At 60.9% G+C, this 14,188-nt stretch carries 15 protein-coding genes; 10 read left to right on the top strand and 5 right to left on the bottom strand.

The window, feature by feature from the left end:
• Together B146_RS0121800 and B146_RS29420 are read right to left on the bottom strand one after the other, a co-directional pair.
• Nucleotides 1-639: a type IVB secretion system apparatus protein IcmL/DotI gene (locus B146_RS0121800; protein ID WP_019998609.1), complete on the bottom strand. Its 639-nt coding sequence runs from the start codon at nt 637-639 to the stop codon at nt 1-3.
• Nucleotides 636-1,337: a DsbA family protein gene (locus B146_RS29420; RefSeq protein WP_162141963.1), complete on the bottom strand. Its 702-nt coding sequence runs from the start codon at nt 1,335-1,337 to the stop codon at nt 636-638. Before B146_RS29420 ends, B146_RS0121800 begins: the two co-directional genes overlap by 4 nt.
• Before the next feature lie 535 nt (nt 1,338-1,872).
• On the opposite strand from B146_RS29420, the gene B146_RS0121790 reads away from it, so the two are divergent.
• The 10 genes from B146_RS0121790 (at nt 1,873) to B146_RS0121745 (ending at nt 12,466) form a co-directional block, all read left to right on the top strand.
• Nucleotides 1,873-2,403 carry a hypothetical protein gene (locus tag B146_RS0121790; protein WP_155897647.1) on the top strand — a complete coding sequence of 177 codons (531 nt, stop codon included), beginning with the start codon at nt 1,873-1,875 and terminating at the stop codon, nt 2,401-2,403.
• A complete protein-coding gene (locus tag B146_RS28035; RefSeq protein WP_019998606.1) occupies nt 2,403-2,945 on the top strand; it encodes a hypothetical protein in 543 nt (180 codons plus the stop codon). Before B146_RS0121790 ends, B146_RS28035 begins: the two co-directional genes overlap by 1 nt.
• Before the next feature lie 7 nt (nt 2,946-2,952).
• Nucleotides 2,953-3,330 (top strand): SH3 domain-containing protein, encoded by a 378-nt coding sequence (locus tag B146_RS0121780; protein ID WP_019998605.1) that lies wholly within the window; start codon nt 2,953-2,955, stop codon nt 3,328-3,330.
• Nucleotides 3,331-3,335: 5 nt separating this feature from the next.
• Nucleotides 3,336-6,356 (top strand): hypothetical protein, encoded by a 3,021-nt coding sequence (locus tag B146_RS0121775; protein ID WP_019998604.1) that lies wholly within the window; start codon nt 3,336-3,338, stop codon nt 6,354-6,356.
• On the top strand, nt 6,353-7,234 hold the full coding sequence (locus B146_RS0121770; RefSeq protein ID WP_026358846.1) for a hypothetical protein: 882 nt from the start codon (nt 6,353-6,355) through the stop codon (nt 7,232-7,234). Before B146_RS0121775 ends, B146_RS0121770 begins: the two co-directional genes overlap by 4 nt.
• Nucleotides 7,234-8,013 (top strand): hypothetical protein, encoded by a 780-nt coding sequence (locus B146_RS0121765; RefSeq protein WP_019998602.1) that lies wholly within the window; start codon nt 7,234-7,236, stop codon nt 8,011-8,013. The genes B146_RS0121770 and B146_RS0121765 overlap by 1 nt, the downstream gene beginning before the upstream one ends.
• Nucleotides 8,010-8,582 carry a hypothetical protein gene (locus B146_RS0121760; protein WP_019998601.1) on the top strand — a complete coding sequence of 191 codons (573 nt, stop codon included), beginning with the start codon at nt 8,010-8,012 and terminating at the stop codon, nt 8,580-8,582. The genes B146_RS0121765 and B146_RS0121760 overlap by 4 nt, the downstream gene beginning before the upstream one ends.
• Nucleotides 8,579-9,715: a hypothetical protein gene (locus tag B146_RS0121755; protein ID WP_019998600.1), complete on the top strand. Its 1,137-nt coding sequence runs from the start codon at nt 8,579-8,581 to the stop codon at nt 9,713-9,715. The genes B146_RS0121760 and B146_RS0121755 overlap by 4 nt, the downstream gene beginning before the upstream one ends.
• Nucleotides 9,716-9,800: 85 nt before the next feature.
• Nucleotides 9,801-10,211, top strand: a complete 411-nt coding sequence (locus tag B146_RS0121750; protein ID WP_019998599.1) for a hypothetical protein — start codon at nt 9,801-9,803, stop codon at nt 10,209-10,211.
• On the top strand, nt 10,208-12,466 hold the full coding sequence (locus tag B146_RS0121745; RefSeq protein ID WP_019998598.1) for a DotA/TraY family protein: 2,259 nt from the start codon (nt 10,208-10,210) through the stop codon (nt 12,464-12,466). Before B146_RS0121750 ends, B146_RS0121745 begins: the two co-directional genes overlap by 4 nt.
• A gap of 53 nt (nt 12,467-12,519) precedes the next feature.
• Here the strand turns inward: B146_RS0121745 and B146_RS0121740 are convergent, their stop codons facing one another.
• The 3 genes from B146_RS0121740 to B146_RS28030 all read right to left on the bottom strand — a co-directional run bounded on the left by B146_RS0121740 (nt 12,520) and on the right by B146_RS28030 (nt 14,165).
• Nucleotides 12,520-12,843: a hypothetical protein gene (locus B146_RS0121740; protein WP_019998597.1), complete on the bottom strand. Its 324-nt coding sequence runs from the start codon at nt 12,841-12,843 to the stop codon at nt 12,520-12,522.
• A gap of 97 nt (nt 12,844-12,940) precedes the next feature.
• The gene (locus B146_RS0121735; RefSeq protein ID WP_019998596.1) at nt 12,941-13,825 is read right to left on the bottom strand and encodes a hypothetical protein; all 885 of its coding nucleotides are present in this window, start codon (nt 13,823-13,825) and stop codon (nt 12,941-12,943) included.
• 43 nt (nt 13,826-13,868) lie between these two features.
• On the bottom strand, nt 13,869-14,165 hold the full coding sequence (locus tag B146_RS28030) for a helix-turn-helix domain-containing protein (protein ID WP_019998595.1): 297 nt from the start codon (nt 14,163-14,165) through the stop codon (nt 13,869-13,871).
• Nucleotides 14,166-14,188 lie beyond the last annotated feature (23 nt).

The raw sequence follows: 14,188 nt of genomic DNA, 5'->3' as shown, positions 1-14,188 counted from the left end.
TTACCCGCCTGCTGCTGCATTGAACTGCGAAATGGCGATGCCATAGGGCGTCTCGTAGGTTGGGAGGCGGGTCAGCCGAACCGTGACCATGTTGGACTGGCCCGTGACTTCGGAGGCCGATTGGTACGTGATGCGGATCGGCATTTGGACGATCCACTCATACGAACCGCTGGCATTCGGACCTTGCCTGACGATGACGGGCGTCTGTGCGATGGCGCTGGAGTTGAAACGACCGTTGCGAACGAGGTCGAGCGCCTTGGACTTCTGTACGGCCTCGACGAATGAGTTCCAGCCGTCGGGCTGGCTGAAATACTGCTGCGCCTCCTGAAACTGAGCGCGGTAGTTGTCGAACGAATAGGTCAGCGAGTTCGTCACGGCTCGGGCTGCGAAGTTCAGAACGTCGGCGGACGACATATGCGGGCGATCCAGCGGCGTCAGCGGCTGGATCTGGCCGTTGGTCGTGGTTGCGAAGTAGCGCGGCTCGGGCCGGGTCAGCGCGAGGTAGACGGCGGAGCCGACACCGACGCACGCGACCGCGGTCGCGACGGCCGCGTAGATCGCCATGATCTTGTAGGCCGCCTTGTAAGTGCTGGCCCGCATCAGGACGCTCTCGGCGTTGCCGAAGCCGGTGGAGCTCATGGCTGTGCCCCTTGTGCGACCTGGCCGGACCCGCGCGCGGGAAGGGCGCTGGTCAGCATGTCGTCCTTTACCTCACCGAACTCGACCTTGCCGCCCTCGGCGGTGGTGTAGATCCAGAAGGGCACGCCCTGGACGCCGTTGGCCCGGATCCATTCGACGTTGCGCTGCAAGCCGCGAACGATGTCGGGATTGATCTCAGCCGGCGCCAACACCTTCAGGGTGCTGGGGTTCGATGTGGTCTTGGAAAGCTCGTGGCTGAGGAAGTCAGCGCCGGGGTTTTGGCTCTGAAGGACAGAAGCCGCCTCATAGACCGCCTGCTGGCTGCGGATCGGGGCGAGGATCACGCGCAGGTCGATGTCGCCAGCTTTGACCTTCTGCGCAAGGATGTCGACGGCCTTGGCACAATAGGGGCAGGTCGGGTCGGCGATGAAATAGATCGCGGGGGCGCCGGGCTTCGGGGTGCCAGCGCTGAACCAGACGCTGAAGTCCGTGGCCTGCTGGAACATCTCGCTCGCCGTCTGCGCCTTGGCCATTGTCAACGGCGGTGGTGTCGCGCCGACGGTAGGCGAGGCTGGCGAGACGGTCGGGGATGCAGCAGGCGAGGCCTGCAAAAGGGCTGACGCAGATGGGACGGCGGCCGGCGGCGGCACGAAATCGGACGGCTGCGGGACTGGGGAAGGCGACAGATTGCTGGCCAACGGCGGTCCCGTCGGTGGGATTGGCGTCGATAGTCCGGAAATTGCCAGAAGCGCGCTCGAAAGGTCTTGTCCGCCAGGGCCGATCAGATCCCCAACGATCGTGAACCCGTCTGGCGTGGTCACAGCAACCCGTTCTTGGCGACCGTCTGAAACGATCCACGATTGCATCGAGCCCAACGGCATAGCCGGACGAACATTCTGAAAACGCTTCAAATTGTTCGGAACCGCCAATGCCAACCCCTGGCTGTCTTGCGCCATCGCGAAGGGTGTAGCGGCGACGCTACAAGCGAGCGTCAGGAGTAACCTTACCATTGCGATAATGCCCCAATGCACGAGGGAGTATGTTAACAACCTATACGGGGCCTGGCAGGGCACGTGCATAACAGAGCAGCAGCATATCTAACACAATATTGACGCAATGCAATGGGGGGCCTTGGTGAATAACATTAGCGTATCACGCTGGGATGCGACACCCATTAAGGCAAAGCCAAAGCTTAACCGGAATCAGACCGTCGCAATAAGCGCTGGCGCTTGCTTGCTGGTTGGGGTTTCGTATCTGACGTTCCGGACGAACGACCATCATACGAGCGAAACTATCCAAATTTCCGAGAAGTATGCTAACGAACTTCGTGCAGCGGTCTCGGACATAGGATCGTCATCCGATGCCAAATTCGGCGAAATCGTGGCAGGTTTAACCATGCGCGTTAACGCTTTGGAGGCTGACAACAAGCGCCTCAATGCCGAATTGACGCAGCTTTTGGATCAAGATGGCGTGATTGCCAAGTTGGTCACGCATATCCGTGCCCTGCACGCTCAAAGCGAGGCCACTCGTCGTGACGTGGTGGACGCGATGACGGGAACAGTGCCGGAAAGCAACCCAACCTTCGACATGGGGGCTGGTGAACCGGACAGTCCGCTTGAGACCGCTGAAACTCCCCTTCTGAGCAAGGCACGGCACACGATCGTCACGCCGGTTGCGGTTTCGGCCCCGGCCCACGTTGCGACGGCAGAGAAGCACAAGGCCAAGTCGGCTCCCGCCGAGCCTGACGAAGGCAACACCAACTAATGCAGGGGTTCGCCGCTTTCATTCAGCGCGTCAGCGATCTCGTCCCGCCTCTCCAGGCGTTGGCGGTGGCGTTCTGTTTCATTGCCGGCACGGTCTTTCTCATCCGCGGCATCCTCGTCGCCGCACAGCACGGCGACACGCCAAGCCGCTACGCCTCCGGCGCTCACTCCAAGAACGCCGCGATCGCCCATCTCGTGATCGGCGCCTTCCTGCTGGCGCTTCCGTCGGTGGTGGGCGCTTCGCTGGAGACACTGTTCATGACCTCCACGGCCGCGCAGCCGACGGAGATCTTCGCCTATGCGCCCGAAGCCATGAAGACGATGACCGACCAGAACGCTCGGACCATCGTCATCGCGCTTCTGCGCATCGTCCAAATCATCGGCCTCATCGGACTGATCCGGGGCCTTTTTCTTCTCAACGCAGCACCGGTTCACCCAGGCTCCGGTCTTGTTGGCAAGGGCATCACGCATGTCATCGGCGGCACGCTCGCCATCAACATCGTGGTGTTCGTCGGAATGATCGAAAGCCTGGTCGTAGGGTAAGGGTCTCATGAAGAAGCTTCACGTTCTCGCCTCCAGCGTCGCCATGATGGCGTTCGCTGGCTCTGCCAACGCTCAGCAAGGCTTTGGCACCACGATGGATAACCTTCGCTCCGGATTCCTCGGTCCGATGGGCGACTTCCTCCTGGCTATCTCGTTCATTTGCGGCGTCGTCAGCGCGATCGTCTGCATCACCGTCCTGTGGAAGAACAGCCGCAACAACCACGATCCCAACGCCTCGCCGGTGGCGGCGTTCAAGTGGGGCGCGGCGGCCGCGGCCCTTCTCGCCCTGCCGGTCTTCATGGGCCTGTCGGTCGACACGTTCTTCGGTGACGGCGGTACCGCAGCGCGCTCGTCGATCGACGGTACGCTCCGCGAAGTCCAGTAGGCGTCATGTCGCTGCTCGATGGGTTCGCAGGCTTTCTGAGCCGTTCGGTCTTCCGCAAGTCGCTGGACGGCTATTGTCGCCTGGTGTCGACCGAGAACGATACGACCTTCGTTTCCGACGATGGAAGCCTTGCGAGCCTCTTCGAGCTCGACGGGTTCAGGTCTTTGCCTGGGCCGCTGGAGATTACGGAATCCGTCGAACGGCTCCGGGTCGCGCTGAGTGCCTATCTCGCGCGGCCCGGTCATTCGATCGAGTTCTTCTTCGCCCAATCGCCCGATCTCGGGCATGAAGAGATCGCCCGGGCGATCCGCCAGACCCGGCGGAACGCGCAGGATACCGGCCTCGATCTCGAGGACATTCTGGAGGAGCGCCTGGCGCTGCTCCCGCTGCGGCTCTCCGGCGAGCGCTGCTATCTCACCCTCTGGTCGCGTCCTTCCCTGATGACGCGAACCGAAGGCAAGGAGGCCGGCGCTGCCGTCTCCAAACGCCTCCAGGGCTCGCCCTCGATGCGCGAAGGGCAGTTCCCGAGCCTCGCGCTCGACAGCCTTCTGACCCGCCACATGAGCGTCAGCGACGCACTGGTGCGGGAGTTCTCGACCCAGGGCATCGTGCTGGCGCCGATGACGACGCACGAGGCCCTGTCGGTCATGCGCGGGGTCCAGAACCCCGCCTTCCTGCCGAACGGCAAGACGTGGAAGGGAACGCTGCCCGGTGACTATGTTCGGGCGCGCCTTCCCTCCGACGAGCGCGAGCTGACCAAGGGCGACATCTCCAACATCGTCTGGCCGATCATCGCCCGGCAGGTGATGACCGAGCATGGCGAGGTGCTCGACCAATCCACGGTGCGCCTTGGTGACTACGTGTTCTCCGGCTTCGACATCGTGGTCGGCCCTGAGGTCGTGGTCGAGTTCAACCAGCTCATTCGCTCCGTGCTGGAAGGCGAGGAGCGCATGTCGTGGCGCTGCTCAATCATGGTCGATTCCGGCGGCTTCCAGGGCCAGGTGTTCAAGCAGCAATATGTCGGGCTCTTCGCGTGGACCGCGCCGATCTCGAACATGCGCATCAAGAACGCCTTCGAGCGGCTGCGCAAGGTCGATGGTGCCGGCGATACGGTGGTGCGCTGGCGCGTTTCCTTCGCGGTCTGGTGCGACAAGAGCGACGAGGTGAAGCTTCGCCGCCATGTGGCGCAGCTCCGGCGCACGGTGGAGCGCTGGGGCAACTGCCAGACCGACGCGCTGACCGGCGACCCCATGGAATGCGTCATGTCCTCGACTGTCGGCATCTCGGCCGCGTCCACCGCGCCGGCAGCCTCGGCCTCGTTCGCCGAAGCGCTCGCCATGGCGCCGATCGCGCGGCCCGCGAGCCCCTGGTCGCGCGGAGCGGTTCTCTTGCGCACCAAGGACGGCAAGCTCTGGCCCTACCAGCCGGGCTCGGCGCAACAGCTCTCCTGGGTCGACGTCATCGTCGGCACCCCGGGATCGGGCAAGTCGGTTCTCCTGAACACGATCAATCTCGCGGTGGCGCTGAGCCGCCAGTCCGGGCGAACCGAAGAGAACAACGGCCTTCTCCCGCGCATCTCGATCATCGACATCGGCCCGTCGAGCTCGGGCCTGATCCTGATGATCCGCGATGCCCTGCCGGTGGAGCGGCGCCATGAGGCGGTCTACCATCGGCTGAAGATGGACGGGTCGAACGCGATGAACCCGTTCGACACGCAGCTCTGCCTGCGCTTCCCGCTCGCCCACGAGCGGGCCTTCCTCGTCAACCTCATCACCCTGATCTGCACACCCGACGGCGAGGGGAAGGCCTATGACGGCATTGCGCAGGTCGCGGCCGCCACGATCGACGCGGCCTATCTCCACTTCTGCGACGAGGGCGCCAAGAAGTTCGGCTGGACGGAGAGCCACGAGGTCGACGCCGCGCTGAAGGCGCTCGGCTTCGAGGACGACAAGCAGACGACATGGTGGGAAGTCTGCGACTTCCTGGCCGAGAAGGGCAAGCTGCACGAGGCCGCGCTGGCGCAGCGCCTTGCGGTGCCGACGCTCTCCGATCTCGTTCTCATGGCCAACGAGGAGACCGTCACCGAGCAGTTCCGCGACATGCGGACCCCGACCGGCGAGACGGTGATGCGCACCTTCCAGCGCATGGTGACGTCGGCGGCGCGCGACTTTTCGATCCTGGCACAGCCGACGCGCTTCGATTTGTCGAACGCGCGCATCATCTCGCTGGATCTGGCCGACGTCGTGACGACTTTGGGTCCGCAGGCCAAGCGTCAGGCCGCCATCATGTACATGGTCGCGCGCCAGGCCACGACCGCTGACTTCTGGCTCGATGCCGACGAGATCCGCGGCAAGAAGCTGGTGGGCTCGTTCGCCGAAGGCGCCCGCGCGCTGCATCTGCGCCGGGTCGACAACAATCGCCAGATGGCCAAGCTCTTCAGCATGGACGAGTACCACCTGACCGGCGGGCTCGGCATTCGCGACCAGCTCGTTCAGGACGTGCGCGTCGGCCGCAAAGCCGGCGTCCAGATCATTCTGGCCTCGCAGCTCCTCGAGGACTTCGACCAGGCCATTCAGGAACTGGCCTCGACCTTCTGGTTCTGCAACGTCCCGACCGAGAAGAGCCGCGACCGGATCTGCCGCGACTACAATCTCGGCCCCTCGATCAAGGAGGTCATGCGCGGCCTGACCGGACCCAAGGGCGACGGCGCCCCGGTTCTGGCGATGATGAAGCTGCGCAGCGGCACCTACGTTCAGGAGCTGGTGAACCAGCCCGGGCCGAACGAGCTTTGGGCGCTGTCCACCACGGCCGAGGACGCGGCGCTCCGCCGGATGCTCTACGAGCGCCTCGGCTCAAAGCCGGCGCGCGCGATCCTCGCCAAGCGGTTCCCGAGCGGGTCCGCGCGCGGGACGCTGGAGCGCCGACTATCCGATCTGGAAGACCAGGGCACCGCGATCGATGATCGCGCGCGCCAGAACGTCGTCCAGCAGCTTGCAGATGATCTTGTGCGTGAGGTGTCGCAATGAAGGTTTGGGGGATCGCTGGGGCGATCGTGGCGTCACTGACGTTGTCGTCGGCGGCCTGGGCGCAGGCGGGCGTGCCTTTGGAGAAGGTGACGTTCGACAAGGAGAACCAGGAGGCCACCAACATTGCGCGCAAGATGTACCAGCCGGAGTTCGGCTACGTCTCGGCGCAACGCATCTGGCTGCGCGACCCGGCCCCGAACGCGATCGACCAGATCGCCGTGAAGATCGGGCAGGGCGTCTCGTGCAAGGAGGACTGCCATGTCGCGGTGCTCTACCACACGAACGGAGAATGGGCCGAGGTCTGGCGCGGCGAAGGCAAGACCTTTGAACTCGGCCAAGTCGATGAGATCACCGGCCTGAAATCGATCTTCTCCGGCAATCGCGAATGGAACTGGGGCGGGGCCAAGTACGAGCCGTCGCTGTATGGCGGCTATCCGCCCGAGCGGCCTGCGAACGAAGCCGAGATGCGGATCGCCACGGACTGGATCAAGGCGACCTATCCCAACGACATGCACAACATCGACGCGCCCAAGATCACTACACTCGATGTGAACCTCATGAACGGCGACGAGAAGCTGATCTCGATCTCGGACCTGTTCATCTGTGGCAACGATGCCTGTCCGATCCTTGTGGTCGACGACAACAAACTCCTGCAGCAGTTTTGGGCGATCGGTCCTGAAGCCGGGGTTGCCGATGGCCGCACCGATCAGAATGGCTACAGGCTGATCGAAATTCAGACGGCTCAGGACGTCTCGGTGGTGAGCCCGTCCACGGGCGAGGTGGTCGAGCACATCTTGGCGCAGGACGTCATCCCAGCAGGGTCGAAGCGCGTGATCGCGAAAGAACCGCCTGCGACCAAGCTGCCGGAGCTTGAGTGATGAAGATCCTTCGCACGGCGCTGATCGTCGCCACGCTGCTGGCTACGACGGCCGTCAGCTTCGCGGGTCGCGAGATTTATATCAATCATGTCACCGGTGCGGAGTCGGGCGGCAACTACGCCATCTTCAACACCTCCGGCACGACGCAGGCTATGGGCCGGTATCAGTTCCTGCCAAGCACCTTCGCCGGCTTGGGCTATATGTCCTACAATGGCGGCGATCAACGTAAGTGGTCCAGCTACACCTTCACGAATGAAGCTCGCTCTGCCGGCGTCAATAGCATGCAGGATCTTCGCTACAGCGAAGCCGGCAAGCGTTTGCAGGATGCCGGCATGGTGCGCTTCACCGATCGGAACCTCAACGCCTTCAGCTCTACAGCGCGCGGTGCCATAGGCTCCACCGTGGCGGGACGTCCCGTCACGACGGACGGGCTGCTGTCTGCATCACACTTCCTGGGCCATGCAGGGCTGAATGCCTGGGCCGCCTCCGGCTTCAGTGCATCCGGCCTTTCGGCTGCGGCGATACGCGCGAACGGCGGCAACGCCGCGAAGCTCAACGAATACCTTCTGAACCGCATGGCTAAGCACGCTGGGGAGACCTGGGTGGGCGGTGGAGAGGTCGATTGGGCTGGTGGAACCGGCGACACCACGAACTACGCACAGGACGGCATGTACGACGCCACGGAAGGGTTTCCGGGCTTCGGGTCCAAGCGCCAAGTCGTGATCCAAGAAGTCCTGCCCTTCCAGGGACAGCGCAAGAACCTCGGGGGTGGCGCATGATGTTGCTTCGAACACTGACCATTGCCGCGATCGCGGCCATACCCATAGCGCCGGCGCATTCGGCCGACTTCGTTTCGCAGCTCTTCAAAAGCGGCCAGGGCGGCTGCGATAGCGGCGTCGCCTCCAAGCTGACCGAAGCGATCCGCGGGGCCATCGACTCCGAGGTGAAACGTGCTGAAGCCGTGCTCAAGATGCCCGCAGGCATCTCGGGTCTTGGCTGCCTCGACGATCTCTTCTCGATCAACCTCGACACCATGATTTCACTACCAAACCTCCAGAGCCTCCTTAAGAACGCCATCTCCAACGCCGAGAGCCAGGTTTGCTCGATGGCGCAGCAGCAGTGGGCGAAGGTCACGGAGCCGCTGACGGCTGCGTTGCAAATCCCGAGTTTTGATAAGCTGGGCATCCCGGGTTTCAACGGCTCGTCGACACAGATCCAGTTCACGACACCAACCCTTGAGGTCACTTCGCAGGGCGGTGCTCCCGAAATTTACATTCGCCCTGACCTGGGCGACGGCACGATGCTCCGTGAGAATTATGAGCGCCTTTATGGGGGAGCGAGACGATGAAGCGGCTTGTCGTTCTAGCGGCGCTCACTGCGGCGTCGCCAGCATCGCTTGGCGTTTCGTCGGCACACGCCGTTTGCGACGGTTGCGTCGTCAGCGCCGTGAACAACATGAATGCCAATCTCAGCACGCAGATCCAAGGCACGACACAAGCCGTTATCGCCGCACAGACTGCGATCGTAACGGCACTTGGCCAAAGCACCGCGCAGCTTTCTGGCTATGAGACGCGCACGGCGCGCTCGCAGCAGCGCGTCGAGGACGCGGCGCAACAAATCGAGACGATGCGCCAGCGCGACCTCGCCCGCGCCAAGGCCGAAGGCGGGCGCTACGATCCGGCACCCTCTGCCTGTGGCGATCTCTCCGGTGTCCTTCAGTTCGGCGGTGGAAGTTCGTCGCAAGGTGTTGGCGGCAACGATCTGGTGAACTCCTCCCGCAATCGCGGCCGTGGAAACGGACCGGAAGGGCAGGAAACAACCCTAGGCGGCCTTGCTATCGCTCAGAACATCGTCGCGGATCGTGAGCAGTTGAAGGGCCTCGGGGGCTATCTCGATCCAACAACCGATCTACGTCTCATACTCGAAGCTCAAACTCTCGACACAAGCGACGAACAGGTTGCGAAGGCATCAGCACGCCTTCTGAACAACATTGTTGATCCATCTCCTGCGAAGCCTCTGACGGCGGGCGAGCTGAAACTGCCACAGGGGCAGGCGCAACTCGCCGCGCGTCAGATCGACGAAGCCCGGCGCTCGGCGTCGAATTCGGTCTTCGCCTACCTCGGCGATCTCGCTGCTCCGACCGGCGGCAGTGGTCTTGTCGATTGGGCTAAGAAAGCCGCGCCGGCATCGTACTCCAACACAATTGGCGATCAGGTCTCGACACAACAGGTCATCGATATCTTTGTACAGTCGCGGTTCGCGAACCCGGACTGGCATCAGGAGCTGGCCAGGATGGCTCCGGAAGCCGTGAACCGTGAGATCGCTCTGACGAACGCGCTCAACCTTCATGTGAACTGGATGATGTTCCAACTCATGAAGCGCGAAGCTGCGGTCAGCGCGACGCATTTGGCAGCCGATCTCGACAACAGGGATACAGGTGGCACCGCGATCACGACGGGCTTCAAGGCGGCGAGCAACTAAAATGGTTGAACCGCGTCGCAAACCGCGTTGGCGGTTCTTCCGTGCTCCCGGGGTCGACTTTGTGTCTCAGGTCGCAAAAGAAGGAATGAATGGTGCCGCTCTCGGCGTCGATGAATTACGGCCAAGGCACTTTGACCGCAGGGGGTTTTTCGGTCGGGATGCGGACGGCGGGATCGAGCGCTTCAGGGAACATGCCTATACGCTGAGCCAAGACCAAATCCAGGCCGCCCTGTTTGCTTGGGAACGCGACCGAGGGGTGTTTCTCGTGATGAGCGTAGGCCTCGTCGCTGCGATCCCCATTTGCGCTCTCTACGGCATCCTGACGATACCCTTCGGTATCAGTCTCATTGCTGGTGCAGCGTTCCTGGCGGTGAAGGCTTCTGTCGCCGACTTCCGAGCTTGGCAGATCCAACAAGGTCGGTTCGCAGCACCCGCCGAGTACCTGAACCATCGTCTTCCTAGGAACATGCAGATCATCGAAAAGGAGCGGCCATGAACCGCCTTCCTGCAGCGCTTCTTTTCCTGCTGGTTTCCGTCGCGACAGCTTCGGCGGCTGACATCGACATCGTGGACATTTTCAAAGGCCAAGGTGATCCACAAACGAACGAATACCTGAACATGGTGTTCGGACCGCTGTTTCCCGTTGTTGGATCGTCGGGGGCTCAAACCGAGACGTTGGTTTCTCGCTTGATATCCAACTTCAACGTCATTTTCTTTGCGATCGGCCTGCTCCTACTGGTCTACAATGTGATCGTCGGGGTGACAGAGACTGCCCACGATGGATCCGTGCTAGGCCAGCGCCACTCTTCCCTTTGGTCGCCGATCCGGATGATCGTCGCGGCTGCCTGCCTCATCCCGCTCCCGACCGGCTATAACGGAGCGCAGCACGCGATTGCCTATGTCGTGAATGCAGGAACAGCGACCGCGTCATTTTTCTGGGACGAGACGGTCGAAGCGATCATTCAAGACAAGATACCGGTGGCCTCCCCTGATTTTGCCTCGCTTGATGCGCAATTCCTGCAAGCGGTATGGCGCATGGAACTCTGCATGGCCGCTTATAACCAAGAAATGACCGGTGCCGCGATGATGGCGGAGTGGACCAGCAACGCTGGTTCAGACCCCAAAAAAAACCCGCTCATGCTGCAATACTCGCTGCCTACACGAGCGGGTGCATGTGGGAAGATCAGTCTGCCTCCACCGCCTGCTGGATTCGATCGAGTCGCGACCGCTGCAGGCGTGAACTACGGCACTTGGCAAGAAGGAATGAAGTCAGCTGTTGAGAGCACGGTCCAACAGTTTCGGTCAGTCGCCAAAGAAGTCGCGCGAGCCGCCAGCAAACGAGAGGAGCTTCCAGCGCCCCGAAAACTGGGCGATGATCTTCACTCCTGGCGAGAACAGCACAGAAACGTCACCGGCGCTCTGGTGAACACGATCGACGAGCGAAGTTCAAAAGCGGCGTCTGAAGAGCTTATAAAGACCGGACAGGAAATTTCGGACACCCGATTGGCTGCCAATATGACAAATGGCGGCTGGACCCAAGCTGGGTTCTACTATTCGATCATTTCGAGGTTCACGGCCGACTCTTCAGCGGTTCAACAGATGATGCCTATCGCTGCACCCGGCGATGCAATAGGGGCCAGTAGCAATCCAAACGGACAAACCTTCCAGGCTGTCCGCTCACAGGTTTCTAGCTGGTGGTTTGGAAATAGAGACGGCGATACGCGCGAGTTCTTGGCTGAAGTCGTGAACACCTACAACATAGCCGTCAACTGGTGGAACGAGTCAGTCGCTCGCTCGAATGTCCAAGCCTTTACCAACGAGCGGCAAGAATTTGCAGATACAGCAGGCGAACTAGCCGCTTGGGTTCCTGCTCCTGGTGGAATGTTCGACGCCTTCAGTTACCTCGATCCGGCGGAGGGTTATAACAAGGATCCACTTCTGGCCTTGATGACAGTTGGCCAGACGCTGGCAGTTGCTGCCGGCGTAGCCATCACCGCTTTAGCATTGCTAGCCATAGGGCCGTTTGTCGGGAACGCAGCGGTGTTCGTGGGAACGGTTTTGGGCTGGGTGCTGAGCGGAACGGCGTTCATTGGCATGTTCATCTCATTCGTTTTGCCCCTCGTTCCTACATTGATTTGGGTCATTTCGATCGGTGCATTCCTGCTTCTTGTCGTTGAAGCTATCTTCGCTGGACCGCTTTGGGCTATTGCGCATCTATCGATGGATCGACAGGGCGGCCCGGTCGGACCGGGAGCAAGACGAGGCTACGTCATGCTTCTCGCATTGTTCCTGACGCCAGTTCTGATGCTGTTCGGCTTTCTCGCCGGTATGGCTATCTTCCGCGTCCTTGGGACGCTCATCAACGGCGGCTTCTATTACGCAATGACGGCCGCTCAATCACTTTCGACCGACCAGTATTTCGGCATCATGTCCATTTTTGGCATTTTCGCGTCGCTTGTGATGATGGTCTTCCTCTATCTCATCATCATAGAACGCTCGTTCAGCCTTGGTGCAGAGCTACCTGGCCGCGTCCTCCGGTGGTTCGATGACGTCGCTGTGGATCTCGATGATAGCAGTGCTGCTCGGGCAAGGGTCGGTGCAGCGGCTGGTACAGCTGCATTGGGCGGTGGCATGAAGGCTATTGGTGGGCAGTCGCAGGCACGAATTGCACGGCGCCGTGACCTGAGACCGAAACTGCCACCACCTTCACCACCACCCCAACCGGACAAAGATGGTGATGATGATAGTTAGGCATAACAAAGGGGGCGTTTCGCCCCCTTTTTCCATGCAGCAAAGGTTTGGATCTAACGTTGAACGATGAACCTATGCTGAATATACTGGTTCAGAGCCAACGATGTAGCCCAAGTGACACCGGCCAGGATTATTGCGGCCTTCTCGTCGGCGGAGAAGCCAATGAACGTACCATCCGCAATTCCAGTCAGCCCAACGAATGCGGCAATTCCGAACGGTCCGATGACTACCAGAAATAGAAATGCGATTCCGGACGGAATGATCGTCACCAGCCACAATGGCAGGAACACCAACCACCTCAGATAGTATTCAAATGAAGTTAGGTGCAGGGGCTTCCCCTTGTGAGGTAGTGCCCAACGGATCAGATAATGCGCCAAGATCTACCCTCCTTCTAAGGGATGTGACGAAAACCGAAACCGCCGCTCATTCAACAATTAGAACTCTACTAGGTCGCGGCACTTCATACAACCCTGGTTAGAGACTGGGCTCCATCAAATTCGCAGGGCGGTTTGATAGTGCCTTCTCAATGGCTGCATCTAACGCTTTGACATCCGACTGAATTCGTTGTTGGTCGAAGGCTACAAACGTTGCAGAGCTCACATTTGTGCTTCCTATGAAGTCGACTCGAAGGCCGCCGGCGCACGCATCTTCAAATAGCTTTCGCTTCGAGGTGAATTTGTAGGGAAGCTGCTGCTCTCCGAATTGTCCGAACTCAGACTGCCAACAGGTTGGCATCGGACCTTCCGTTTCATTCGTAATACGGCCGCTCGGTGCTGAATAAAGGGCGACGTTTGTATCAAGGTCGTAGGCTTCTGGAATGCGATCCATGGTGATGAGCTTGAGCGCATCGTACATCCAGACCGGCTCCTGGTTGGCGCCCATGATAGCTGTCGGTTTCCCATATTTTTTGACGAGGAGCTCCTCGTATGCACGGCGAGAAATGGGTTTTTCTCGTTCCGGATCCCATGTGCGTTCGATCTTGATAACGCGACCACCGACATAAGGCGATCCGAAGGTCACACGGATATGGTCCAGGCCGTCCGCTCTATTGCGGGACTCGAGCTGCACAGCCAAGGGAGTTTCGAGCTTCAGAAGATATTCTAGTTCAAAATTTGCCCCGTTCTCCGAGTTCGCCTCGTAGATGCGAGTGTTCGTGCCGTCGAGTGGACCACTATAGGCTGCGCGCACCTCGTCGGGCGTCATGCCGAGTTTTACCCCGAGAATGTCCAACACAGCCCCCTCAGGGAAGCCCGCCATGGGCGGATCGTCGTTGACCGGCACGATCGGCTCGGCCGACGCTGCAGTGACCATGGCGAGGAGGGAGAAGCCGCAGAGGGTCAGGCGGTGGAGACGGTGCATGTTCGGTCCTCTCAAGCGTTGTGACGATGGAGGCGCGACGAAATCATCGGCCTGCCTCCCCGGAAGGATCGGAGTGGCCATTCTTGCGCTGGTCGTAGACGACCATCTCGCGTTCGACATCCGTCACGAGTTCGGAGGCCGAGCAGTTCAGCGCGGCCGCGAGCGGCAAAAGCCGCGAGAAGGCGACCCGGTTGGAGCCGTTCTCGTATTTCTGGACCTGCTGATAGGAGATGCCCATCGTCTCGCCGATGGCTTCCAGGCTGATACCTGCCGCCAGACGCCTGCGTCGGATGACTCTTCCAAGGCAGAGATCGGCACGGTCGGCGGAGCTGAGCATCATTCCCCCCTCGACGAAATCGGACG

Source organism: Aureimonas ureilytica DSM 18598 = NBRC 106430 (assembly GCF_000382705.1).
Classification (GTDB): domain Bacteria; phylum Pseudomonadota; class Alphaproteobacteria; order Rhizobiales; family Rhizobiaceae; genus Aureimonas; species Aureimonas ureilytica.
The sequence above is the reverse complement of the archived record's forward strand: the minus strand, read 5'-3'. Positions and strand labels throughout refer to the sequence as shown.